The organism is Pseudomonas sp. lyk4-R2A-10 (assembly GCF_030209075.1).
GTDB lineage: Bacteria > Pseudomonadota > Gammaproteobacteria > Pseudomonadales > Pseudomonadaceae > Aquipseudomonas > Aquipseudomonas glycinae.
Map to the genome: position 1 here is coordinate 153,825 of NZ_JARVSR010000016.1, position 23,721 is coordinate 177,545.

21 protein-coding genes are annotated in these 23,721 nt (G+C 61.2%); 14 read left to right on the plus strand and 7 right to left on the minus strand.

The features are described 5' to 3' along the window. The first annotated feature begins 217 nt into the window (after nucleotides 1-217). The 11 genes from tssB (at nucleotide 218) to QRN46_RS26825 (ending at nucleotide 12,894) form a co-directional block, all read left to right on the plus strand. A complete protein-coding gene (tssB, locus tag QRN46_RS26775) occupies nucleotides 218-760 on the plus strand; it encodes a type VI secretion system contractile sheath small subunit (RefSeq protein ID WP_007958861.1) in 543 nt (180 codons plus the stop codon). Nucleotides 761-789: 29 nt separating this feature from the next. After that, on the plus strand, nucleotides 790-2,274 hold the full coding sequence (gene tssC / locus QRN46_RS26780) for a type VI secretion system contractile sheath large subunit (RefSeq protein ID WP_007958864.1): 1,485 nt from the start codon (nucleotides 790-792) through the stop codon (nucleotides 2,272-2,274). 76 nt (nucleotides 2,275-2,350) lie between these two features. After that, complete coding sequence (locus QRN46_RS26785) at nucleotides 2,351-2,848, plus strand: Hcp family type VI secretion system effector (protein WP_007958866.1); 498 nt, start codon at nucleotides 2,351-2,353, stop codon at nucleotides 2,846-2,848. 15 nt (nucleotides 2,849-2,863) lie between these two features. Further along, nucleotides 2,864-3,307, plus strand: coding sequence for a type VI secretion system baseplate subunit TssE (tssE, locus tag QRN46_RS26790; protein WP_102687020.1), 444 nt, complete (start codon nucleotides 2,864-2,866; stop codon nucleotides 3,305-3,307). Next, nucleotides 3,291-5,084, plus strand: coding sequence for a type VI secretion system baseplate subunit TssF (gene tssF, locus QRN46_RS26795; protein WP_041475329.1), 1,794 nt, complete (start codon nucleotides 3,291-3,293; stop codon nucleotides 5,082-5,084). Before tssE ends, tssF begins: the two co-directional genes overlap by 17 nt. Continuing rightward, nucleotides 5,048-6,073, plus strand: a complete 1,026-nt coding sequence (tssG, locus tag QRN46_RS26800; protein ID WP_011334781.1) for a type VI secretion system baseplate subunit TssG — start codon at nucleotides 5,048-5,050, stop codon at nucleotides 6,071-6,073. The genes tssF and tssG overlap by 37 nt, the downstream gene beginning before the upstream one ends. A 1-nt stretch (nucleotide 6,074) precedes the next feature. After that, nucleotides 6,075-8,615 carry a type VI secretion system ATPase TssH gene (gene tssH / locus QRN46_RS26805; RefSeq protein ID WP_011334782.1) on the plus strand — a complete coding sequence of 847 codons (2,541 nt, stop codon included), beginning with the start codon at nucleotides 6,075-6,077 and terminating at the stop codon, nucleotides 8,613-8,615. 58 nt (nucleotides 8,616-8,673) lie between these two features. Next, a complete protein-coding gene (locus QRN46_RS26810; RefSeq protein ID WP_050761167.1) occupies nucleotides 8,674-9,246 on the plus strand; it encodes a hypothetical protein in 573 nt (190 codons plus the stop codon). Nucleotides 9,247-9,384: 138 nt separating this feature from the next. Then, on the plus strand, nucleotides 9,385-10,269 hold the full coding sequence (locus tag QRN46_RS26815; protein ID WP_011334784.1) for a hypothetical protein: 885 nt from the start codon (nucleotides 9,385-9,387) through the stop codon (nucleotides 10,267-10,269). 60 nt (nucleotides 10,270-10,329) lie between these two features. Then, on the plus strand, nucleotides 10,330-12,339 hold the full coding sequence (locus tag QRN46_RS26820; protein WP_285358332.1) for a type VI secretion system Vgr family protein: 2,010 nt from the start codon (nucleotides 10,330-10,332) through the stop codon (nucleotides 12,337-12,339). 12 nt (nucleotides 12,340-12,351) lie between these two features. Next, complete coding sequence (locus QRN46_RS26825) at nucleotides 12,352-12,894, plus strand: toxin-antitoxin system YwqK family antitoxin (RefSeq protein ID WP_221614445.1); 543 nt, start codon at nucleotides 12,352-12,354, stop codon at nucleotides 12,892-12,894. A gap of 1 nt (nucleotide 12,895) precedes the next feature. Here the strand turns inward: QRN46_RS26825 and QRN46_RS26830 are convergent, their stop codons facing one another. Then, the gene (locus QRN46_RS26830) at nucleotides 12,896-13,291 is read right to left on the minus strand and encodes a DUF4280 domain-containing protein (RefSeq protein ID WP_007958887.1); all 396 of its coding nucleotides are present in this window, start codon (nucleotides 13,289-13,291) and stop codon (nucleotides 12,896-12,898) included. A gap of 190 nt (nucleotides 13,292-13,481) precedes the next feature. Between QRN46_RS26830 and QRN46_RS26835 the strand changes: the two genes are divergently transcribed. Together QRN46_RS26835 and QRN46_RS26840 are read left to right on the plus strand one after the other, a co-directional pair. Next, nucleotides 13,482-14,549 (plus strand): phosphotransferase family protein, encoded by a 1,068-nt coding sequence (locus tag QRN46_RS26835; RefSeq protein ID WP_285358336.1) that lies wholly within the window; start codon nucleotides 13,482-13,484, stop codon nucleotides 14,547-14,549. Between the two features lie 38 nt (nucleotides 14,550-14,587). Further along, a complete protein-coding gene (locus tag QRN46_RS26840) occupies nucleotides 14,588-15,355 on the plus strand; it encodes an SDR family oxidoreductase (RefSeq protein WP_064380507.1) in 768 nt (255 codons plus the stop codon). A gap of 45 nt (nucleotides 15,356-15,400) precedes the next feature. Here the strand turns inward: QRN46_RS26840 and QRN46_RS26845 are convergent, their stop codons facing one another. The 6 genes from QRN46_RS26845 to QRN46_RS26870 form a co-directional block, all read right to left on the minus strand. Beyond that, a complete protein-coding gene (locus tag QRN46_RS26845; protein ID WP_285358339.1) occupies nucleotides 15,401-16,054 on the minus strand; it encodes a trimeric intracellular cation channel family protein in 654 nt (217 codons plus the stop codon). Between the two features lie 898 nt (nucleotides 16,055-16,952). Further along, on the minus strand, nucleotides 16,953-17,195 hold the full coding sequence (locus QRN46_RS26850) for a DUF1652 domain-containing protein (RefSeq protein WP_011334792.1): 243 nt from the start codon (nucleotides 17,193-17,195) through the stop codon (nucleotides 16,953-16,955). A 190-nt stretch (nucleotides 17,196-17,385) separates the two neighbouring features. Next, a complete protein-coding gene (locus QRN46_RS26855; RefSeq protein WP_201820227.1) occupies nucleotides 17,386-18,876 on the minus strand; it encodes a helix-turn-helix transcriptional regulator in 1,491 nt (496 codons plus the stop codon). 77 nt (nucleotides 18,877-18,953) lie between these two features. Next, on the minus strand, nucleotides 18,954-19,844 hold the full coding sequence (locus QRN46_RS26860; RefSeq protein ID WP_285358342.1) for a LysR family transcriptional regulator: 891 nt from the start codon (nucleotides 19,842-19,844) through the stop codon (nucleotides 18,954-18,956). Between the two features lie 6 nt (nucleotides 19,845-19,850). Then, the gene (locus QRN46_RS26865; protein WP_285358344.1) at nucleotides 19,851-22,058 is read right to left on the minus strand and encodes a xanthine dehydrogenase family protein molybdopterin-binding subunit; all 2,208 of its coding nucleotides are present in this window, start codon (nucleotides 22,056-22,058) and stop codon (nucleotides 19,851-19,853) included. Next, entirely contained in the window at nucleotides 22,058-22,522 is a 465-nt protein-coding gene (locus tag QRN46_RS26870; protein ID WP_085732042.1) for a (2Fe-2S)-binding protein, read from the minus strand. Before QRN46_RS26870 ends, QRN46_RS26865 begins: the two co-directional genes overlap by 1 nt. Nucleotides 22,523-22,640: 118 nt before the next feature. Here QRN46_RS26870 and QRN46_RS26875 point away from each other — a divergent pair, with 118 nt between their 5' ends. After that, nucleotides 22,641-23,531, plus strand: coding sequence for a LysR substrate-binding domain-containing protein (locus QRN46_RS26875; RefSeq protein ID WP_285358347.1), 891 nt, complete (start codon nucleotides 22,641-22,643; stop codon nucleotides 23,529-23,531). Nucleotides 23,532-23,721: the final 190 nt, after the last annotated feature.

Genomic DNA, 23,721 nt, shown 5'->3' on the forward strand with positions numbered 1-23,721 from the left:
CTTTTCGCCAGTCAGTCCAAAAAAGTTTTTCGCTTGCATTTTTATAGACCTGTTCTAGCGTCTTGGGTAGTTCGGTTCCTACAGCCGAATGAGGAAGGTTTGTCAAAGGAACGACAGGTCATCTGCCACCCTTTCTAACCTGTGGTCCAGCAAGGGAAAGCGATGAACGGGCCTCCCCGATGCATTGCGCCCGCTCATCGCATCGGAGTCCGCCGACATGGCAGAAAGTACCCAGCACAAGCTCGACCGGGTTCGCCCGCCCCGAGTGCAAATCACCTATGACGTCGAAATCGGCAACGCCATCGAGAAAAAGGAATTGCCGCTGGTGGTCGGCATCCTCGCCGACCTCTCGGGCAAGCCGCTCGAACCATTGGCAAAACTGACCGAACGCCGTTTCACCGAAATCGACCGCGACAACTTCAACGACGTCCTCGCCTCCATCGCGCCCCGCGCCACGCTGCAAGTCAACAACACCCTCAGCGGCGACGACAGCAAGCTCAACATCGAACTCAACTTCAAGCACATCGACGACTTCGACCCGGTCAAGGTGGTGGAGCAAGTCACGCCGCTGCGGCGCCTGTTCGAAGCCCGCCAGCGCCTGCGCGACCTGCTGACCAAACTCGACGGCAATGACGATCTGGACAAGCTGCTGCGCGACGTCATCGCCAACACCGAAGGCTTGCAAGAGATCAAGTCGGCCCGCCCGGACACCGCTGTCCCGGCCGCTGATGCCGAAGCTCCGGCCGAACCGCAAGCCTGATCGTCCACCTGACCGAGGAAGAATTCGCCATGCCCGCCGCCGCCCAGAATCAAGCCAGCGAAAATGCTGCCGCCGAGACTTTATCCCTGCTCGATCGAATCATCGCCGAGGGCCGCATGGCCCATGACGACAGTCAGCAGGATTACGCCCGCGACATGCTCGCGGAATTCGCCACCCAGGTACTCGACGAAGGCATGGCCATCGACAAGGACACCGTGGCGATGATCAACGACCGCATCAGCCAGATCGACGAGCTGATCAGCGCCCAGCTCAACGAAGTGCTTCACCACCCGGATCTGCAAAAACTCGAAGCGTCCTGGCGTGGCCTGCACATGCTGGTGCAGAACACCGAAACCAGCACCCGGCTGAAACTGCGCCTGCTCAACGTGACCCAGAAAGAGCTGCAGAACGACCTGGAAAAAGCCGTCGAATTCGACCAGAGCGCGCTGTTCAAAAAGATCTATGAAGAGGAATACGGCACCTTCGGTGGTCACCCGTTCAGCCTGCTGGTGGGCGACTACACCTTCGGCCGCCACCCGCAGGACATCGGCCTGCTGGAGAAACTGTCGAACGTCGCCGCCGCTGCCCACGCGCCGTTCATTGCCGCCGCCAGCCCGCGTCTGTTCGACATGAACAGCTTCACCGAACTGGCCGTGCCGCGTGATCTGTCGAAAGTGTTCGAGAGCCAGGAACTGATCAAGTGGCGCTCGTTCCGTGAAAGCGAAGACTCGCGTTACGTCTCGCTGGTGCTGCCGCACTTCCTGCTGCGTCTGCCTTACGGCCCGGACACTTCGCCAGTGGAAGGCATCAACTACGTCGAAGACACCAACGGCACCGACCACAGCAAATACCTGTGGGGTAACGCCGCGTGGGCGCTGTCGCAACGCATCACCGAAGCCTTTGCCAAGTACGGCTGGTGCGCGGCGATCCGTGGCGCTGAAGGGGGCGGCGCGGTGGAAGGCCTGCCGGCGCACACCTTCCGCACCAGCTCCGGCGACCTGTCGCTCAAATGCCCGACCGAAGTGGCGATCACCGACCGCCGCGAGAAGGAGCTCAACGACCTCGGCTTCATCGCCCTGTGCCACAAGAAGAACAGCGACGTCGCGGTGTTCTTCGGCGGCCAGACCACCAACAAATCCAAGGTCTACAACACCAACGAGGCCAACGCCAACGCACGGATCTCGGCGATGTTGCCGTACGTGCTCGCGGCCTCGCGTTTCGCCCATTACCTGAAGGTGATCATGCGCGACAAGGTCGGCAGTTTCATGACCCGCGACAACGTGCAGACCTACCTCAACAACTGGATCGCCGACTACGTGCTGATCAACGACAACGCTCCGCAGGAGATCAAGGCGCAGTACCCGTTGCGTGAAGCGCGGGTGGACGTCACCGAAGTCGCCGGCAAGCCCGGTGCCTATCGCGCGACGGTGTTCCTGCGGCCGCACTTCCAGCTCGAAGAGCTGACCGCGTCGATCCGCCTGGTCGCGACCCTGCCGCCACCGGTAGCCGCCTGACCCGCCTGCGCCCGCAGGATTTCCTGCGGGCGCTCCCCTGTTTGCCTGGCACGACACCTTTCAGGAGTTTCAAGCGATGGATGCAATCATTCTCGACCTCGGCGGCGACATCAAAGGCGACAGCCTGCTCGAGGGTTACGCGGACAAGATCGAAGTCATGTCCTACAGCCACAACGTGGCGATGCAAGTCACCAACGACGTCAGCAACTCGGAGCGCACCTCCGGCAAACCCCACGTCGGCGAGTTCACCCTGACCAAATTCGTCGACACCTCCACACCGTCCCTCAACGAATACTGCTGCGCCGGCAAACCGATCCCGGAAGCCAAGATCACCATCGGCCGCAACGCCGCCGAAGGCAGCGGGCAACTGCTGCCGTTCATCATCTACACCCTGACCAACGTGGTGATTTCCAACGTCAGCGTCAGTGGCGGTACCGGCGGCAAACCGGTGGAAACCCTGTCCCTGAACTTCACCAAGATCAAATGGGAACTCACCGCGCAGAAAGACGACGGCACCAAGGAAGGCACGGCTGCCTCGACCTGGGACATGGCCGCCAACAAGCTCGTCAGCTAACCCGGCGGCGCGGCCATGGCAGGCACCGGCTTACTTCCACCGCTGTTCGAACGCCTCGCCTGGAGCGAGGGCGACGGGGCGCGGGAGTTCGATCGGCAGGATTTGCTCGACTCGGTACACACCGAGCTCGGGCGCCTGTTCAACACCCGCCGTGGCCCGCGCCCCCTGACCTCCCCGCCCAGCGTCATCGACTACGGCATCGCCGACTGGAGCGCCCTGCAACAGCAGCGCAGCGATGACCGTCGTCGGCTGGCGCGGGACATTCGCGAAGCCATCACCCATTTCGAACCGCGCCTGCTGCTCGGCGAAGTTCAAGTCAATCCCCTGCCCGAGCACCCGCAGCGCCTGAGTATTCGCCTGACCGGTGAATTGCGCAGCGGCTCGCAGCACTGGCCGGTGGCATTTGTCATCGAGCCCGGCAACGAAGGGCTGGAGGTGCGCCATGAGCGACTCGATTGACCCGCAATTGCTCGACTACTACCAGCGCGAACTGACCTGGCTGCGACATGCCGGCGGACAGTTTGCCGAACGCTATCCGAAAGTCGCGCGACGTCTGGAGTTGTCTCCCGGCGAATGCCCGGACCCACACGTCGAACGATTGCTGGAAGGTTTTGCCCTGCTCGCCGCACGTCTGCAACGGCGGCTGGATGACGACTACGCCGAGTTCAGCGACGCATTGCTCGAACAGCTTTATCCCCTGGCCATGCGCCCGCTGCCGTCCTGCGCGATCGTCCAGTTCGAACCGGACCCGAGCAAAGGCAACCTCGACGGCGGCTATCCCCTGCCCCGGGACACGCCGTTGTTCGTCACCACCAGCAAGGGCGAAAGCATTCACTTTCGCACCAGCGCCGCCGTGCGTTTGTGGCCGGTTGAAGTCAGCGAAGCGTTGTTGCTGGGCAGCGATGAAGCCCAGGCGCTGACCGGTGTGGCGCAGTCCCGCTCGGCGTTGCGCCTGAGTCTGCGTTGCCTCGGCGACAGTCAGTGGTCGGAGCTTGGCATCGAACAACTGCGCATTCACCTGGCCGCGTCACCGGTGGTCAACGCCAACCTCTATGACCTGCTCGGCGCCCACGCGGTGCAGGTGTTGGCCGGCTCACCGGGGAGCATTCCCGCCCGCGTGAAAGGCCTGCCGAAGATCGTCGGTTTCGCCGACGACGAAGTGCTGCTGCCGGACGAAGACGGCGTGCATCCGGGCATGCGTCTGCTGGCCGAATACTTCGCGTTCCCGGACAAATTCCACTTCTTTGATCTGCCCCTGTCCGGTGTTTCGAGTGACAGCCAGACGCTGTATCTGTACATCGTTTTTGACCGGGCGCCGGCCGGCCGATTGCACTTGCAGGCCACTGAAATCGCCCTCGGCTGTGCGCCGGTGATCAACCTGTTCCCGCGTACCTCGGAGCCGCTGCGTCCGGACGGCACCCGCAGCGAATATCGCCTGATCGCCGACAGCCACCGTGAAAACAGCGTCGAAATCCACAGCATTCGCAGCATGCGCGCCAGCTCCGCCAGCGGGGTGCAACGGCTGCCGGCGTATTTCGGCAGCCAGCACAGCAGCGGTGACCGGCAACGTTACTGGCATGCGCGGCGAGTCAACGGACAGACGCCGAACCGGCTCGGCAGCGATCTGCTGGTCAGCGTCGTCGACACCCGTTTCGAACCGCAGACCGACCTGCCCGATTACAGCCTGACCGCCGAACTGCTGTGCACCAATCGGCATCTGGCCCAGAGCCTGCCCGCCGGTACGCCGCTGGGTTTCGAACGGCCGGGTCCGGTGGCGTGGGCACGCTTGCGCAATCCGCCGAGCCCGCAAAGCCTGCCGCGACTGGACGGTGATTCGCGCTGGCGGCTAGTGTCGCAACTGACCCTCAATCACCTGTCGCTGGTCGAAGGGCCGCAGGCGCTGGATGCGCTGAAGGAAATCCTGACCCTGCACAACCTGCGCGACGAGGCCAGCGCCCTGCGCCAGATCGAAGGATTGCTGAACCTTGGTTGCGAGCGGGTGATCGGCCATGTCGGCGCCGACGCCTGGCGCGGCTGGCGCAACGGGCTTGAAGTGCAATTGCAGCTTGATCCACAGCATTTCGTCGGCAGCAGCGCGGTGTTGTTTTCAGCGGTGCTCGCGCAGTTCTTTTCGGTGTACGCCACGGCCAATCGCTTTGTGCGCACGGTGCTCATGCAGGCAGACAAGGAGGTCAAGGCATGGCAACCCCAAGCCGGCATGCCCCTGTCGCTCTGACCCTGAGCCAGCGCCTGCGCCGTGATCCGCAGGCGTTCGAATGGTTGCAGGCGCTGCTGTTGCTGGAGCGTGAACAGCCGCAGGCCGACGCCCTCGGCTCGGGGACATCGCCACAGGCCGAAGCGCTGAAATTGCGCGGGCCGCTGACGCCATTATTCGCCGCCAGTCAGATCGAAAGCCTGGAGGAAAACCCCGGTGAACCGCTGACCCTGAACTCGCCGATGTTCGGCCTCGGCGGCCCCGACGGCCCGCTGCCTTACGCTTATCAGGAATGGCTGCAACAACGGGCGCGGGCCAAGGATCATGCGCCCGCCGAGTTCCTCGACCTGTTCCAGCATCGGCTGCTGAGCCTGCTGTACAAGGTGATGCGCAAACACCGGATCGCCCTCGGTTTCACCACGCCCGGCGCCTCGCCAGTGCAGGCGCAACTGCGGGCGCTGACCGGGTTGTTGCCCAAATCCCTGCAAGAACGCCAGGCGGTTCCCGACTGCGCCGTTCTGGCCTGCACGGCGTTGTACGCCGATGGCCGCCGGTCGTTGGCGGGCTTCGCGGCGATTGTCCGCGAGCAATTTGCCGTGGCGGTGGAACTGAGCGCTTATGAAGGGGCGTGGCGTGAAATTCCACGCGCCAGCCGCAGCGTCATGAAGGCCGGCGGACGCAATCTGCAACTCGGCCGTAGCGCTGTCGCCGGTACTCGGGTCTGGGATGAACATGCCGGAATTCGTCTGACGCTGGGGCCGCTGCCATCGACGCAGGCCGCGCGCTTCTTGCCGGACGGCGAAGCGCATCCGGCACTGGCGAGCCTCGCTGCGCTGTATTTCGGCCCGGATCTGGACGTGAAACTGGTGCTGCTGGTGCGCGGTGCGGGGCCGCTGCAACTCGGCCGACAAACCCCGGCCCTGTTGAGCTGGAACGGTGGCCTGCAACGGCAGACCAGCCTGGCCGTGCAACGGATCGAAACCCGCCTGCGTCAGCTGGAGATCACCTGAAATGGAACTGGCCAGCCTGATCGGACGCCTCAACCCGGACAACCGCCGCGCCCTCGAACGTGCCGCGCAACGGTGCTTGCAGCGCGGGCATCACTTTGTCGAGATCGAGCATCTGTTGCTGGAGTTGCTGGATATCGAGGGCGGCGATTTTGCTTTTCTGCTGCCGCGCTTCGGGCTGGAGCGTGATGCGCTGACGGCGGAGATCAACAAGGCGCTGGACCTGTTCAAGACCGGCAGCACGCGCACGCCAGCGCTGTCCTCGCACACGCTGGGATTGCTGGAAGACGCCGTGGTGCAGGCCAGTGTGCTGGGGATCGACAGCATTCGTTCCGGGCTGCTTTTATTGGCGTTGATCGACCGTGACGAGCGCCGCAGCCTGCTGCTCAACAGTGCATCGTCATTGCTGCGAATTCCGAAAGAAGCCTTGCGCGCAAACCTGCTGGAATGGACGGAAAACTCCCGTGAGCACGTTGGCCCGCGCTCTGTGTCTTCGGGGAGTCCAACGCCACGGCAAGACTCGGTGCTCGATCAATACACCCAGGATCTGACCGCCGATGCTCACGCCGGGCGCATCGACCCGATCGTCGGTCGCGATGGCGAAATTCGCCAGTGCATCGACATTCTTTTGAGGCGCCGGCAGAACAACCCGATTCTGGTCGGTGCGCCGGGCGTAGGCAAAACCGCCGTGGTCGAGGGCCTGGCGCTACGCATCGCCGCCGGGGATGTGCCGCCGTCGTTGCAGGAAGTCAGTTTGCGGGTGCTCGACCTTGGTTTGCTCCAGGCTGGGGCCGGGGTCAAAGGCGAATTCGAACAGCGGCTCAAAGGTGTGATTGACACGGTTCGCAGCGCCGACAAGCCGATCATCCTGTTCATCGATGAGGCCCACACGCTGATCGGCGCTGGCGGTACCGAAGGTGGCAGCGATGCGGCCAACTTGCTCAAACCCGCGCTGGCCCGAGGTGAGTTGCGCACGCTGGCCGCCACGACCTGGATGGAATACAAAAAATATTTCGAGAAAGACCCGGCCCTCGCCCGCCGCTTCCAGCTGGTGCAGGTGGAAGAGCCGGATGAAATCACCGCCGTGGAAATGCTCCGTGGCGTCGCCGCCAAACTCGAACAGCACCACGGCGTGCAAGTGCTGGATGCCGCGATCCACGAAGCGGTGAAACTCTCGCATCGCTATATCTCTGGCCGCCAGTTGCCGGACAAGGCCATCAGCGTCCTCGACACCGCCTGCGCCCGGGTTGCCCTCGGACAGCACGACGTGCCGCCACCGCTGGAGAGCCTGCGCCACCGCCAGCAAAGCCTGAAAGAAGAAGTCGAACGCCTGCGCCGGGAACAGGCCACGGGGCTCGATCACCGCGAGCGCATCACCCTGCTGGAAAGCGAATCGAAGACCAATGTCCAAGCCATCCGCGAACTGGAAACCCGTTGGAGTGAAGAGCGCGTCGCCGTGCGCGAACTGCTCGACACCCGTCGCGAGTTACTGGCGCTGAGCGAAAGCGCCGACAGCGACAAGCCCGACGAAGCCATCGACAGCCGCATCGATCACCTCGCCGCCGAACTGCTGCGCCTGGAAGCCGGACTCGATGCGATCCGCCAGGACGATCCGCTGGTACCCGAACAGGTCGACGGCAAAACCGTCGCCGCCGTGATCGCCGGCTGGACCGGCATCCCCGTCGGCAAAATGCTCGCCGACGAAGCCCATGCCGTGCGCACCCTCGGTACACGCATGGGCCAGCGCGTGATGGGCCAGAGCACCGCACTCAATACCATCGCGCAACGTTTGCAGGCCTACCGCGCCGGGCTCACCGATCCGCAAAAACCGGTCGGCGTATTCCTGCTGGTCGGCCCCACGGGCGTGGGCAAAACCGAAACCGCTTATGCCTTGGCCGACGCGCTGTATGGCGGCGAACGCAATCTGATCAGCATCAACCTTTCCGAATATCAGGAAGCCCACACCGTCAGCCAGCTCAAGGGCGCACCGCCCGGTTACGTCGGTTACGGAAGCGGCGGCGTGCTGACCGAGGCCGTTCGGCGCAAGCCGTATTCGGTGGTGTTGCTGGATGAAATCGAGAAGGCGCATCCGGATGTGCTGGAAGCGTTTTACAACGTGTTCGACAAGGGCTTGATGGAAGACGGGACCGGGTTGGTGGTCGACTTCAAAAACACCGTGATGCTCGCCACCAGCAATGTCGGCGCCGAATTGCTGCTCGATACACCGACTGCACAACTCGGCTCGGAAGCGTTCAACGAGGCGCTGCACAAAGTCCTCCTGCAAGCCTTCCGCCCGGCGTTTCTGGCACGCATGACGGTGGTCGCGTATCGGCCGCTGGATGAGCAGACGCTTGAAGGGATCGTGTTGGCGAAGCTGGAGAAATTGCGCGGCCGTTACAAGGCTGCGACGGGCAAGCAGTTCGAGTTCGATTCGGGAATTGTGAAAGCGGTGCTCGCCAAATGCAGTGCGGCAGGCGCGCGGGATGTCGAGAACGTTTTGATGACGCAGGTGACAGGGAAATTGGCGGAGTGGGTGTTGGAATGACCGCCGTCAACGAGAATTGACGGAACGCAAAAATGGCACCCGCGCAGGAGACGGAGTAATGACAGAAGCGGATTTTTTGAATGCGGTGCTGCAGGCAGCAGGTGTACACCCAAAGCTGCAAGATACCGATGAACCAAGTCAATTTACGAAGAGCTGGGTTTCTGAAGGTCCTTGGGAGAGTGCTGCGCAAGTTGAGATAGCTCACCATCTACGACGTGGTTACGGCATCACAACGAAAATTCGCGAAATCAGTTACCCGGAGCCTTACTCCAGCGAAAAGGTCGATTTCTATTTCGAACTGCAAGATGAGTCCTACGCCATTGAAATAAAAGTAGAAAGCACGAACGGCTTATTCGGCGGCGCAAACTTACAGGAATCGATCACCCGTGACGTTTACAAATTAAGCGGTTTTGTGGCTGACCACAGATGGGTCGTGGTCATAGCCACCAGCCAAAAAAATTGCGAGCTGCTTGATTTCACCTTGAATCGCGGGGACTCATGGTCTCGAGATGTGGAGGGCCAGTTCAAGGCTTACCTGTGCAACATTGACACGTACCCACACGGACTGCCCATCGATCGTTCAAAACAACTTTCCGCACCTTTCAACTTTATAACCAACTACTACAAATAATCTCAGCCGCTTTTCCCAACAGAGGGCACACTAATGAATCAAAGGGGACAGATTTATTTATGAAGCAAATAAATCCGCCCCCTTTCTCATCCCCTTTTTTCGCTCAGTTTTTTCTGAACAGACACCGAGGACAAAACCATGGCAATCACTTTAGCCCCGCCCCTTGCGAACGAAGGAAGTTTCGAACTAAAACTTATCAACAAATCACTGGCATACCTCATTAATGTCGGTAATGACCCAGGGGAACTGCACGAACTCAACACGCTATATTATGCGAATCGCGGCAACCTGTTCCTCGACGCAAAACCATGCACCATTATTGATGAGCGAAACTTCAGCAGAGGTCGATGGACGCCCACCGCAGATTATGGAAGCCTGAACATTCACGAACTCCGGGCGCACCTTCCCGCTGCGATGGCGCAAGATGCAAAGGTAAAAAATGGCGATAACGAAATAGACTTGATTGTTTCGTCCGACCAGCGTCTTGTCATCATTGAATGCAAATCAGGTGACGCGTCCAGCAGTGGATCGCAAACCAATAGTTATGTTGAAACATTGCTGGAACGCGGCAACAATCACAATCACAGTTATTTCGCGTATTGTCATGACTCAGCAAAATCAGACAACCATTATTTTTCTTTCTTTCAAAAAATCTTCAAGGCCATCTCTGAAACCAGGCCTAGCATTTATAAAGACGCCACTGATTACTTCAAAAAATTCACCTATACCGGAAAGCCAGAAGTGGATCTCGCCGTAATTATCGACGATTACGCGACAACTAATAACATCACCAAAACATTGGATACGGACTACGCCAAAGTCATTTTTCTGAATGAGATACTCGACGACAAAGCAGGTTTCAAACTCCACTACTTTCATGTCCCGACCGGTAGCAAGAGCAATATCAGAGACGCTACAGTCAAGCTCATCAACAAAAATTATCTGACAGCGACCGCCTATGATGACACCCGGGCATTCTGGCTAAAACTCTATTTATATTTGAAAGACAACCCAGTCCGCTGAATCTCCTGCCACTCCCATCGCGGCTCAGTCTTACATGAACATCCAGCGCGAGGACTCACGATGCCCCGCTCCACCGACAGCACCACCACCCTCTCCCTCACCGCCACTTCGCTGTCGGCGCTTTACCCTGAGTCGCTGTCGGGTGATGAAGCGCTCAACGCACTAAGCGCACAAATCCTCAACGGACTCAACGACGGTACCTCCCTCACCCTGACCAGTGCCATCGCCACCCACGTCACCACCACCCTGCACAACGACGCCCAACTTCGCCCGTTCGACGCTCTGGTCGCCGAAATCCGCCAGCTCCCCGCCGACGCGACCGCCGAACGCTATAAGCTGGTTCTAAGGCCATGGCTCTGGTGGCTGACCCTGGCCAGCGACAACCGGGTATTCCAGAACCTCGTCACCTCGGACATCGTCACTTCGATCTTCAAAGCCCACGGTTTCACCGATTTCAAACTCTCACTGACGGGCAGCTACACCCCACGCGAATACTGCGTGCAGTACGGCGAAACCGATTTCGCCTTCGTCTCGCGCCTGCTGGAGGAGGAAGGCATTTTCTGGTTCTTCACCCACGAGGACGGCAAGCACACGCTGGTGCTGGGTGATAGCAACGACGCCTTCGTGCAGATCCCCAACGGACCGAAGGTCAAATACCTGGGCCAGCAATTGGGTGAGCGCGAATTGCATGGCATCCGCTCAGGCCAGGTGTGCCTGCAAGCGGTGGCCGGCGTGTACAAGGCAACGGATTACGAATTCACCACACCAACCACTTCACTCTATGGCCAGGCCGAAGCCGTCGCCGGGCCGCGTTCGATCTATGAGCATCCGGGTGGTTACAACGCCAAGGCTCGGGGCGATGCATTGACCAAACAACGGGTAGACGGGCTTCGCAGTGAAGAGAAACGCTTTGTTGGCGAAAGCGACTGCCGCTGGCTGATTCCAGGCCACTGGTTCACCCTCGACGGCCACGAAGACGCGAGCCTGAACATCGACTGGGTCGTCACTCGGGTGACCCATGACGCCAGCCACGAAAGCTATCGCAATCGCTTCGAGGCGATCCCCAAGGCCACGCCGTTTCGTCCGCAACGCCTCACGCCCAAACCGCGCATGCACCCGCAGACTGCCATCGTAGTCGGCAAGTCCGGCGAGGAAATCTGGACCGACGAATACGGCCGGATCAAGTTGCAGTTCCCGTGGGATCGCGACGGCAAGAACGATGAAACCAGTTCCTGCTGGGTGCGCGTGGTGCTGCCGTGGAGCGGCAAGGGTTTCGGCATGCAGTTCGTGCCGCGCATCGGTCAGGAGGTCATCGTCACCTTCATCGACGGCGACCCGGATCGGCCGCTGGTCACCGGTTGCGTGTACAACGGCGATAACGCCCTGCCCTATGCCTTGCCGGCGAACCAGACACAGTCGGGGATCAAGACTCAATCGTCCAAGGGCGGCGGTGGGTTCAACGAGCTGCGTTTCGAGGACAAGAAAGACGCCGAGGAAGTGTTCCTGCAAGCGCAGAAAGATCTGAAGATCAACGTGCTCAACGACACCACCGCCACCGTCGGCCACGACGAAACCCTCACGGTGCAGAACGCCCGCACCCGTACGGTCAAGGACGGCGATGAAACCGTGACGCTGGAGAAAGGCAAACGCAGCGTGACGATCCAGACCGGCAGCGATAGCCTCGATGTAAAGGACAGCCGCACAGTGAAAGTCGGCGCCGACCAGAACCACAGCACCGGCGGCAACTACACCGACAAGGTCACCGGCGATTACAGCCTGACAGTGGACGGCAACCTGACGATCAAGGTCAGCGGCACCCTCACCCTGCAAAGCGGCGGCAGTTTTACGATCAAGAGCGGTGCAGATCTGGCGACTTCGGCCAGCACTTCGATCACCCAGAAGGCCGGCACCGCCATGACCAATCAGGCCGGTACTTCACTGGACAACAAAGCCGGGACGACGCTGACCAACGACGCCGGCATCAGCCTGACCAACAAGGGCGCGGCCTCACAGACCGTGGACGGCGGCGGCATGCTGACCATCAAGGGCGGGCTGGTGCAGGTCAACTGACAAGGAGAAGCCATGGCGATCACACCGCTGGATCTGCAGCAGGATGACAAACACCTCAAGGGGCGATTGCAGAACGGCCAGCTCGACGGCCCGTTGAACATCAAGGATGACGGGCGCCCGCAGGCGGATCTGAATTACAGCCAGGGCGAATTGCAGGGTACGTCCCTGCTCTATCACCCCAATGGCAAGGTTTCGGCGCAGATGCCGTTTGTGCGCGACAAGCTGCAAGGCATCGCCAGTTTCTACGCGCCCGAGGGCTGGTTGCAGCGCAAGGCCGCCTACCGGCGCGGACTGTTGCATGGTGAGGCGTTCAATTACTTTCCCGACGGGCAAGTGGCGGAGGCCGAGTTCTATCGCGATGGCGTGCGTGAGGGGCGCTATCAGCGCTTTCATCCCAACGGCAAGCCGGCGGTGGATGCGCGTTATCTGAATGGGCAGTTGATGGAGCCGGAGCAAGGGTTTGCCGAGGACGGGCGGCCGCTGGATGCCGATGGCAAACCGATTTCCCGGGTGCGCTGGTGGTTTCGCAAATGGACGGATCCGCAGCAGGCCTGACTCAGGGAATCAACATCTGCATCTGTCCCGGCATCACGATCTTGATCACCCCCGCCCAGTTGCACATCAACGTGCTGTTGGCATCAATTGCCGGCATCCCGCCCAGCAGCAGGGTCGGCGCGCCGCCGGGGATCCACGGCGTGGCGGTGGCGGGAATGCACGGCATCGGCGTCAACACGCCCAGCGCCGCAGCCGTGGCAGCCGCGACCATCGGGTTGGCCATGCTCATGCACATGCCGAACGTGGTGACGTTGACCAGCGGAATATGATCCATGATGTTCGCCGCCGGCATCCCGCCAGTCAGCGTGCGATTGACCGGCAGCACGTTGAGCACCGCCGGTGCGGCACCGAAACTGCATTGCAGGGTGGCGCTGGCACAGACTTGCGGGCAGCCCATTTCAAAGCTCCTTCGTGAACAAGGCATACGCGCTAAACCTTAGTCGCCAGCGGCCCCGCGCGCACATTCCCAAAGGTGATTATCGTCCAACACGCTAACCTATAAGACCGAACCGCGCTTGTGACGACCCGAGCGCGCCATTAGATTAGCCAATGATGTCTGGCCTCCAAAATAAGCAGAAGGGATAAGCATGGCGCTTACTGACCAGTCCACCCGTATCCGCTCTGGCGAAGAACTCGATGCCAGCCTGATCGATCCGTACCTCAAGGCGCACATTCCGGGCCTGACCGGCACGCCGCAGATCAGCCAGTTTCCCGGCGGCGCGTCGAACCTGACCTACCTGCTGGAATACCCGGACCAGGAATTCGTCCTGCGCCGTCCGCCGTTCGGCCACAAGGCCAAGTCCGCCCACGACATGGGCCGCGAATTTCGCATCCTCAACCAGTTGCGCGACGGTTTCCCGTATTGCCCGAAAGCCTATGTGCACTGCACCGATGAATCAGTGATCGGTGCCGAGTTCTATGTGATGGAACGGGTCAGGGGCATCATCCTGCGCTCGGACCTGCCGCCGGAACTGGGCCTGGATTCGGCCAAAACCGAAGCCCTGTGCAAGAGTTTCATCGACCGTTTCGTCGAGCTGCATCGGGTCGACTACAAAGCCTGCGGCCTCGGCGACCTGGGCAAGCCTGAAGGCTACGTCGCCCGCCAGATCAAAGGCTGGAGCGAACGCTACGAGAAAGCCCTGACCCCGGACGCACCGCACTGGGAACAGGTCAAAGCCTGGCTCAACGACAAGATGCCGGCCGATCACCCGACCTCCAGCATCGTCCACAACGACTACCGCTTCGACAACGTCATCCTCGACCCGAGCAACCCGATGCAGATCATCGGCGTGCTCGACTGGGAACTGACTACCCTTGGCGATCCATTGATGGACCTGGGCAACACCCTCGCCTACTGGATCCAGGCCGACGACCCGGCACCGGTGCAACTGATGCGCCGCCAGCCGAGCCACGCCCCGGGCATGCTGACGCGCCGCGAATTCGTCGATTACTACGCCGAGCGTTCGGGCATCCAGATCGACAATTTCGACTTCTACTACACCTACGGCCTGTTCCGCCTGGCCGGCATCGTGCAGCAGATTTACTACCGCTTCTTCCATGGCCAGACCCAGGACAAACGCTTCGCGCAGTTCATTCACATGAACAAACTGCTGGAGCAGATGAGCCTGCAGGTCATTGCCAAATCCAGCCTCTGATGACGGCGTTATAACAAGGCTTACTACAAGGGAATCCCATGTCCAAGACTCAGTTGTTCGACCTCGACGGCAAGATCGCTTTCGTCTCCGGCGCCAGCCGTGGCATCGGTGAAGCCATCGCCAAACTGCTGGCCCAGCAAGGTGCCCACGTCATCGTTTCGAGCCGCAAACTCGAAGGCTGCCAACATGTGGCCGACGCCATCATCGCCGCCGGCGGCAAGGCCACCGCCATCGCCTGCCACATTGGCGAAATGGAACAGATCAGCCAGGTCTTCGCCGGCATCAAGGAACAGTTCGGGCGCCTGGACATCCTGGTCAACAACGCCGCGACCAACCCACAGTTCTGCAACGTGCTGGACACCGACCTCGGTGCCTTTCAGAAAACCGTCGACGTGAACATCCGTGGCTACTTCTTCATGTCGGTGGAAGCCGGCAAGCTGATGCGCGAAAACGGCGGTGGCAGCATCATCAACGTGGCGTCGATCAACGGCATCTCGCCGGGAATCTTCCAGGGCATCTACTCGGTGACCAAAGCCGCCGTGATCAACATGACCAAAGTCTTCGCCAAGGAATGCGCGCAGTTCGGCATCCGCTGCAACGCCCTGCTGCCGGGCCTCACCGACACCAAATTCGCCTCGGCCCTGGTGAAGAACGACGCCATCCTGAAACAGGCCCTGACGCAGATCCCGCTCAAGCGCGTAGCCGACCCGAGCGAAATGGCCGGCGCCGTGCTGTACCTGGCGAGCGATGCCTCGAGCTACACCACCGGCGTATCGCTGAACGTGGACGGCGGTTTCCTGTCCTGATCCGCTTCTGACGCAAACGAAAAGGCAGCGCAGGGGCTGCCTTTTTCATGCCTCCAGAACCTTCGGCAACTGCCAGCCGAAATGCACCGACAACAACCGCAACAACAAACACGCCGCCCCGGCCAGCAACGCAGCTGCCACCGGCGGAACACCCAGCCTGCGCCCGACAATCAACACCGCCGCCCCGACAAACGCCGAACTGGCATACAAGTCCGCCTGCAACACCACTGGCACCCGCGCCAGCACAATGTCACGCAGCACCCCGCCACCGACCCCGGTAATCGTGCCCATCAGCATGGCCACAAACGGCGAGATGCCGAAATTCAAGGCCTTCTGCGCCCCTGCCACGGCAAACAACGCCAACCCCGCCGCATCCAGCACGATCAGCGTCGAACCGGACCAACCCAGCACCAGCTCATGAAAAACAAACGCCACCCCGCCCATGGAAAACGTCAGCGCCGGATAGCGCCAGTCCGCCACAGCCTTGGGCGGCGCCGCACCGATCAACAGATCACGGGTCACCCCGCCACCGAGCGCAACGATGAAGGCAATCACCATCACCCCGAGCAGATCGAGCTGACTGCGCATCGCCGCAATCGCGCCTTCAACCGCAAACACCGCCGTACCGACCAGATCGGCCACCAGCACAATCCCCTCGACCCGCGCCTTCGCAGGCGCCCGGCTTATTGAGTGACGCAACGGGTCTTGGTGATGTGTCGAGTCACTTGCCCGTCGGCATACGCATCACCGGCGACCTCGGTATTTTCCATGACCTGACAAGTCCGCTCAGGTGGCGGAGGCGGCGCAGCTGGCGGAGGCGGTGGAGGACTGGCGCACCCACTGAGCAGCACCAGACCGACAGCCGACAACAACGAAAAACACACGCGTTTCCCAGGATTGTTCATAGGATGACCCGCGATGAATGGAAGAAAACTCCCGTCGCCGAGCAGGACAACGCCCGGTTATGGAAACCGAACCACTCATTCCTTATAGACCAGTGGGGGGTGAGTGCCAGTGAAATGGTGGGATTGGGGGGAATTGGCTGTCGATTTTGGGCGCAGTTGTTGATTGGATCGTGGGTTTCGAAAAAATCGAGGACAACCTCAAGAGCCAGCCCTCACCCCAGCCCTCTCCCGGAGGGAGAGGGGGCCGACGGCGTTGTTTAAGAGAATTACGCCGACGTGAAATACCGAGTTGAACTCAGGTTTTGAAGAGCACAGAAGTCGCCGTCGCGCACCTCACCCCTCACCACGATGAGCGTTAGCTCGAGTAAAGCTTTTGATCGCAAGGCCCGTCGGCAGGCTGAGTGGAGGGATTGATCCGGGGGTGGGAGCGCAGCGACCGTTTGGCGAAGCCAAACACATCGAGAGGAGGTGCAGCGAAGCAAACCGTAGGCGATGCCCCCGGATCAATCCCGGAGCGAAGGAACCCGAGCCACAGCGAGGGCCGAACGTCAGGGTAAAGACTTTTTGGTTACTTTTGAGGCGTTTGTCAAAAGTGACCCGCTGTAAGAGCGGAACCGCCAGCCGCAACACCCGAAGAAACGGATATTCACCCAAAAAAAACCTGAACCTGGTCGGCCCAAAGGCCGCCAAGTTCAACTGGGCGATCGCAGAGAATTACTCTCAAGCTCATACTGCAATTCATCGATCAAAGCATCCACCGCTTCCGGAGTACGCAAGGCACCAAGACTCAACCCACTAATCACCAGATCCACCCGCCCCGAAACCGGCTCATAAAGCTTCACAGTAAGCGAATGATCCCCATCCACCACACACTCACAAGCCAACGGCGAAAAACTACGCTCAAGCCGAGCCCGCAACTGCGCCAGATAAATCATAGCGCCAGCTCCGACAATCGACGCAACACGCCAGGTTCAATGACAAACAACACATTCATGGTCAAATCCATTAACAACGACGGAGGGGACACGATCACGAACAAAACCCGCATCGCACCTCACCAGACTAAGAACAGCCCGCCCCGCCAGACACCCGAATTTGCACCCCATGAACTAGTGCATTTGCACCTTACCGCTGCCCCCGACCTCCCCCCGAAAACAACCCGCGCTCGCGAGCCCAGACAATCGCCTCGCTTCGACTGTGCACATCCAGCTTCGAATACACCGTCGCCACATGATTGCGCACCGTGTTCGGCGCCAGCTTCAGCCGCGCAGCAATCTCCTTGTCCGCCAGCCCCTCACAGATCAGCGCCAGCACATCACGCTCCCGGGCCGTCAGATCGGTGAACGACACGCTCGGCAGCTGCGGCGAGTTGACCTTCTTCACATTGGCCAGCTTTTCGATCAACGTCCGACTGAACCAGGATGCATCCTTCATTACTTCTTCAATCGCCGCCACCAGCTCAAGCTCGGTGCGCTTGCGCTCGGTGATGTCCATCAGCACCAGCAGATAGCACACCGCGTCCTGGATGTTGACAGTGTCGGCGGACATCGCGCACTCCAGCAGCTCGGCGTCTTTCCTGCGGATCCGCATATCGACGCGGTCAACGCGGCCGTTTTTTTCCAGTGCCGCCAATAACCGGGCGCGTTCCGCCGGTTCATCGATGAAGTCCAGTTGCGCGACGGTCTTGCCGAGCACGTCGTCGCTCTCGTAAGCCAGGGTATCGAGAAAGGCCTGATTGACGTCGATCAGCCGCTGCTCATCGGCGCTGCAAATCAGGATCGGTACCGGCGTCAGGCGAAAGGCCTTGGCGAACCGCTCTTCACTCTGGCGCAGGGCGACTTCGGCCTTATGCCTGAGCTCCATGTCGACGAACGAAAACAGCATGCAATCCTCGTCATTGAGCACCAGCGGCTGCCCCGCGACGATCACCTGTTTACTGCCACCGTCCGGCAATCGCAGCTCGGCCTGCATCTGCGGGATCGTCGCGACATCGCGCAGGCGCTGGATCGCCAGGTCCTTGCGCTCGGCCTGTTCGAGAATGTCCAGCTCATAAGTGGAAGCGCCGATCACCTGATCGCGGGTGTAACCGGTCATTTCCAGAAAACCCGGATTGACCTTGATGTAACGCAGATCGCTGAGGCGGCAGATCACCGCCGGCGCGGGGTTGGCGTTGAAGGTTTTTTCGAAGCGCTGTTCGGCATTGGCCCAGTCGGTGACGTCGCTCATGATCAGCACCAGCGACTCGATGTCGCCGTCGCGATCGGTCAGCACCATGCTGCGCACGCTGTGCACCCAGGTGCGTTCTTCATCGCTGCGCGGGGAAACCTCCACCAGCACATCACTGAACGTTTCACCGGTCGCCACACGGCTGATCGGGTATTGCTCCGGCGTCAGCGTGTGGTTGTTGCGATACCGCAGGTTGAAGCGCTCGACGTATTCCCCGGCGTTGTTGCCCAGCTCGCCGATCCGGCTGACGCCATGCATCGCCAGCGCGGCTTCGTTGGCCCAGAGAATCGTCTGGTCGAGCTCCAGCAGAATCACCCCGTCGGAAAGCCCGGCAATGATCTGCTGCAACTGACGGCGATTGGTTTCGGTGGTCAGGACGTCCCGGCTCATTGGTTCTCCACAAGTTCGCGCATGTGAAGTTTACGACCGCAGGCGGTTGTGATCGTGCCGGGCAACTTTGTCCCTGATTACCGCAATGAGTGATCGACCAGCTCGCGCAGCGTATCGAGAAACAGCTTGAGCACCGGCGAGGCATCGTCCGCCCGATACGTTGCGTACAGCGGCACTTGCGGCAGCGCCGGGGTCAGGCGCCGGAACACCAGCCCGGCGGGAGCCAACTGCTCGATCGATGCGGGTAACAGCGCCACGCCGAACCCGGCGCGAACCAGACTGAGCAAGGTCTGCACCTCGATCACCTGCTGACGGATCTGCGGGGTGAACCCGGCCTGAATGCAGCACTGATAGAGAAAGTTGGCAAATCGCGACTGCTTCAATTCCAGCGCCACGAACGGTTCCTGCGCGAGGTCTGCGGGCGCCAGCACCTCGCGCCGGGCCAGCGGATGATCCTGCGGCATCACCACATGGATCGGCTCATGGATCAGCAATTCATTGCGCAACTGCGGGTCGTCATAGCCGACGCGGAATACGCAGGCGTCGATGCGTTTTTCCTTCAACGCCTTGACCTGCGCCGCCGGGGTCATCTCATGCAGACGCCAGGTCACCTGTGGATAGCGCTCGCGAAACAGGTGCAGCGCCTTGGGCAGCACGCCGACCATCACCGAACTGATCATGCCGATTTCCAGCTCGCCGAGTTGCCCGCGCCCGGTCTGGCGGGTCAGGTCCAGCGCCCGCTCGAGTTGCTCGAACACCAGCGGCGCCTGCTCTTTGAGCATCTGCCCCGCCGCTGTCAGCTCGACCCGGTGATGGCTGCGCTCGAACAGCGGCGTGCCGAGTTCTTCCTCCAGCAAACGGATCTGCTGGCTCAGCGGCGGCTGGCAGATGTGCAGCCGTTCGGCGGCGCGGCCAAAGTGCAGCTCATCGGCCAGGGCCATGAAGTACCGCAGCAAACGCAGGTCCATGGCGGCTTACCCCAGGTTCAGTGGCGTGGAACGCTGACGCACCCCGGTCAGGCTGAATAGCGCATTGGCAATCGCCGGGACCACCGAAGGACTGCCCAGTTCTCCCACACCGCCCGGTTTATCCGGCTGGCCATTGAGCACGAGGATGTCCACGGGCGGCATGTCCGACATGCGCGTGACGCGATAGTCGTGAAAATTGCTCTGCACCACCCGGCCCTGCTGGATGTCGAGACGGTCGAACAGCGCATGCCCGAGGCCCCACATCAGTCCGCCGTAAATCTGCTCTTCGACACCGCCCGGCGACACCGCCAGACCGCAATCGACCACGCAGGTCAGCTTCTCGACCCGCGCCTTGCCATCCACCTTCGCGACCCGCGCCACCACGGCGATGAAACTGGTGTAACCCTGATTGGTCGCAATCCCCAGCGCCGTGTCCGGCGGCAGCTTCTGCCCCCAACCGGCGCGTTCGGCGGCCTGCTTCAACACAGCGACATGCCGTGGCCGCTCCTGCATGCTGGCCAGTCTGAACGCCAGCGGATCTTTGCCGGCCGCATGGGCCAGTTCATCCATAAAGCTCTCCACAGCGAAAACGTTGGGAATGAAACTGACCGAGCGATACCAACCGCTGGGCACGTTGCTTTCGTGCTTGACCCAGTTCAGCTCCAGGTGCGGCGGACGGTAGGCGAAGTCCCACGCGGTGATTGCTTCGGTGGTGCTGTAATCCATGTGATCCGGACGCTCGAAATAGCCCGGCTCCCACTGTTCCGGCGAGGCCGGTGACACTGCATGCAGTTGCAACGCCGTGAGTTTGCCCTGGGCATCCAGTGCACCTTTCACCCGATGCAGCGTGGCCGGGTGATTGAACAGCGCGTGCATTTCGTCTTCGCGGCTGTTGAGCAGTTTCACCGGCACGCCGGTTTTCTGCGCCAGATACGCCACTTCGAACAGCCAGTACTTGGCTTCCCGCGCACCGAAGCTGCCGCCGGACACCAGCTCATGGATGGTGACCTTGTCCTTGCCGATGCCGCACACGGTCTGCGCCGCTTCCAGCGCCGACGACGGCACCTGCACGCCGCCCCAGTAGGTGATCGCCTTGTCCTTGACCTGCGCGGTGATGCAGATCGGCTCCAGCGGGTTCTGCACCTTGTAGGGCATCGTGTAATCGGCTTCGAGCAGCTTCGCCGCACCCGGCCATTGTCCGGCGACATCGCCCTGGGCCATGGCTTTGACGGTTTGCGTTGCCGGGTCGCTGATCGCTGCGATCTGCGCTTTGCTCAGCTCGACGCTGTCGAAACCGGCCAGCGGCGAGTCGCTCCATTTGATCTCCAGCAACTGACGTCCCTGCTGCGCAGCCCAGAACGTTTCGGCCAGCACCGCGACGCCTTCGAGGTTGCCACCGAGCACGTCCGGCCGGCCCGGAACCGCGATCACCTTGCGCACGCCCGGCACCTGCAATGCGGCCGCCGAATCCACGGCGACAACCTTCGCGCCCACCACCGGTGCGCGCTGAATCACTGCCACAAGCATCCCCGGCAACTGCACGTCGATGCTGTACTTGAAGCGCCCACAGACCTTGGCCGCCGCATCGCGTTTGTGGCGCAACTTGCCGATGTATTTGAACTGCGCCGGATCCTTCAGCGTGACGTTGGCCGGTGCCGACAGATGCGCCGCCGCGCCGGCCACTTCGCCGTAGCCGAGGCTGCGCTTGCTCGACGCATGCACGACCCGGCCTTCTTCGGTGGAGCAACTGTCGGGGCTGACTTTCCACTGCTGCGCCGCCGCGCTGATGAGCAGCGCCCGAGCCGTGGCGCCGGCCATGCGCAGACGATCGTATTCCAGCGACACACTGGTGCTGCCGCCGGTGGAGAAAACTTTCCAGACCGGATGAATGTAGGTTTCGAAGAACGGATCGTCCGGGGTGATGACCTGCACGGTCATCGGGTTGACGTCCAGTTCCTCGGCCACACATGCGGCCAGCGCGGTCTGGGTGCCGGTGCCGGAATCGTGCTTGTGCACCACCAGTTTCACCGTGCCGTCGGGCAGCACACGCACCCAGGCGTTGGGTTCGAATTCCGTGGCGGTGGTTTTCGCTTCAGTCGCAGCCGCACCGGAAGGCAGGTACAGCGCAATCGCCAGACCGGACGCCACTGTCACCGCCTGTTTGAGAAACACCCGGCGCGAGGGTTCTTGAAGGGTGCCGTCGATGAGGCTCATCACGCCTCCTTCGGCGCATTCGCCGCCCGTTTGATCGCTTTGTTGATGCGCCCGTAGGTGCCGCAGCGGCAGATATTCCCGGACATCGCGTTGCGGATCGAGTCGTCGTTGACCGGTGCGCCGGTGTTGAGCAGCGCGGCTGCCGACATGATCTGCCCGGATTGACAGTAGCCGCATTGCGGCACATCTTCGGCGACCCAGGCCAGTTGCAGCGGATGGTTTTCGTTGGGCGACAGCCCCTCGATGGTGGTGATGCTGTGGCCCGCGACGGCGGCCAGCGGCAACTGGCAGGAACGTACCGCGACGCCGTTCAGGTGCACGGTGCAGGCACCGCACAGGCCCATGCCGCAACCGAACTTGGTGCCGGTGAGTTTCAACTGATCACGCAACACCCATAACAAGGGCATGGAAGGGGACGCCTCATCCAGCTCGCGTCGTTCGCCGTTTACCGTGAATGCAATCATTGTCAGGCTCCAAAAGAGCGGCCCGTCTTTGTGCGGGCCTGGTGACCGATTATTGGAACCCCCGGCAACGCGCGGCCAGCGACGATTTCTGCCAACCGGTGTAAGCAGGACTAACAACATGTACAAGCGATACCCGTCGGTGCAGTCCATGAGCGCGTTCATCCACGCGGCGCGCAGCGGCAGTTTTTCCAGCGCCGCACGCAAGCTCGACCTGACCCACAGCGCGATCAGCCAGCAGATCCGCGCCCTGGAAGACTTCATCGGCCAGCCGCTGTTCGTGCGCGAAGGCGGCGGCAGCAACCTGACCGACGCCGGGCAGCTGTTTGCCAGCGTGCTGTCGGATGGCCTGGCGCAGATTGACCGGGCACTGTCCTCGGTGAAAAACCGCAGCGTAGCTCAGCGGCTGACCCTGGATGTGGACAGCGAACTGGCGCAGAGCTGGCTCAATCCGCGCCTGCCGCAATTGCTCGACGGATTGCCGGATTACGAAGTGACAATCCTGTCGATGCCGCGCAGTGATCGCAGCACGTTCGAACGGGTGGACCTGTCGCTGCGCTATGGCTATGGCGATTGGGATGATTGCGAGATGACCCAGATTTGCGGGGATCGGGTGTTGGCGGTGGCGTCTCCGGCGTTGCTTGAGCGGCAGGGTTTGCAGGTGCCACTGAGCCCGGCGCAGATTCTTGAACTGCCACTGTTGGGGTATACGCGCAGGTCGTGGATTCCGTGGCTGGATGCGGCGGGGATGACGCCGACCGAACCGCCGGCGCGGGTGATTTTTGATAATGCGGCGAATCTGATTGCGGCAGCTGAAGCGGGTGTTGGTGCGGGGCTGGTGCGTGGATTACTGGCTGCCGATGCGTTGCGCAGCGGGCGGCTGGTGGCGTTGAACGAGGCGCAGATTGCGGCGCATTACAACCTGTATGCGGTGTGGCCGCATGGGCAGGCTGAGCGGGTGGCACCTGTTGTTGAAGTGATCCAGCAGTTGGCCATGCAAACATTTCACTGACACCATCGCTGGCAAGCCCATATCGAACAAGTATCACCACCCCACCCAATTAATATTGTACGAACCCTCCCCCGCCTTCCAATACTCGCCTCAAGCAACCACCCACCCGGGCCGGATGCGAACAGGCGAGGGAATGCGCGAGTGCTGCGCATAGAAACGGCCGATTGCCCGGGACGTGGATGCTGTGAGC

Coding starts and splice junctions, on each gene's coding strand:
- QRN46_RS26825 (WP_221614445.1), top strand. CDS start 12,352: ATGGCGATCACACCGCTGGATCTGCAGCAGGATGACAAACACCTCAAG.
- tssC (WP_007958864.1), top strand. CDS start 790: ATGCCCGCCGCCGCCCAGAATCAAGCCAGCGAAAATGCTGCCGCCGAG.
- QRN46_RS26840 (WP_064380507.1), top strand. CDS start 14,588: ATGTCCAAGACTCAGTTGTTCGACCTCGACGGCAAGATCGCTTTCGTC.
- tssF (WP_041475329.1), top strand. CDS start 3,291: ATGAGCGACTCGATTGACCCGCAATTGCTCGACTACTACCAGCGCGAA.
- QRN46_RS26820 (WP_285358332.1), top strand. CDS start 10,330: ATGCCCCGCTCCACCGACAGCACCACCACCCTCTCCCTCACCGCCACT.
- tssH (WP_011334782.1), top strand. CDS start 6,075: ATGGAACTGGCCAGCCTGATCGGACGCCTCAACCCGGACAACCGCCGC.
- QRN46_RS26815 (WP_011334784.1), top strand. CDS start 9,385: ATGGCAATCACTTTAGCCCCGCCCCTTGCGAACGAAGGAAGTTTCGAA.
- tssB (WP_007958861.1), top strand. CDS start 218: ATGGCAGAAAGTACCCAGCACAAGCTCGACCGGGTTCGCCCGCCCCGA.
- QRN46_RS26835 (WP_285358336.1), top strand. CDS start 13,482: ATGGCGCTTACTGACCAGTCCACCCGTATCCGCTCTGGCGAAGAACTC.
- QRN46_RS26875 (WP_285358347.1), top strand. CDS start 22,641: ATGTACAAGCGATACCCGTCGGTGCAGTCCATGAGCGCGTTCATCCAC.
- QRN46_RS26865 (WP_285358344.1), bottom strand. CDS start 22,058: ATGAGCCTCATCGACGGCACCCTTCAAGAACCCTCGCGCCGGGTGTTT.
- QRN46_RS26855 (WP_201820227.1), bottom strand. CDS start 18,876: ATGAGCCGGGACGTCCTGACCACCGAAACCAATCGCCGTCAGTTGCAG.
- QRN46_RS26810 (WP_050761167.1), top strand. CDS start 8,674: ATGACAGAAGCGGATTTTTTGAATGCGGTGCTGCAGGCAGCAGGTGTA.
- tssG (WP_011334781.1), top strand. CDS start 5,048: ATGGCAACCCCAAGCCGGCATGCCCCTGTCGCTCTGACCCTGAGCCAG.
- QRN46_RS26870 (WP_085732042.1), bottom strand. CDS start 22,522: ATGATTGCATTCACGGTAAACGGCGAACGACGCGAGCTGGATGAGGCG.
- QRN46_RS26850 (WP_011334792.1), bottom strand. CDS start 17,195: ATGATTTATCTGGCGCAGTTGCGGGCTCGGCTTGAGCGTAGTTTTTCG.
- QRN46_RS26785 (WP_007958866.1), top strand. CDS start 2,351: ATGGATGCAATCATTCTCGACCTCGGCGGCGACATCAAAGGCGACAGC.
- QRN46_RS26830 (WP_007958887.1), bottom strand. CDS start 13,291: ATGGGCTGCCCGCAAGTCTGTGCCAGCGCCACCCTGCAATGCAGTTTC.
- QRN46_RS26860 (WP_285358342.1), bottom strand. CDS start 19,844: ATGGACCTGCGTTTGCTGCGGTACTTCATGGCCCTGGCCGATGAGCTG.
- tssE (WP_102687020.1), top strand. CDS start 2,864: ATGGCAGGCACCGGCTTACTTCCACCGCTGTTCGAACGCCTCGCCTGG.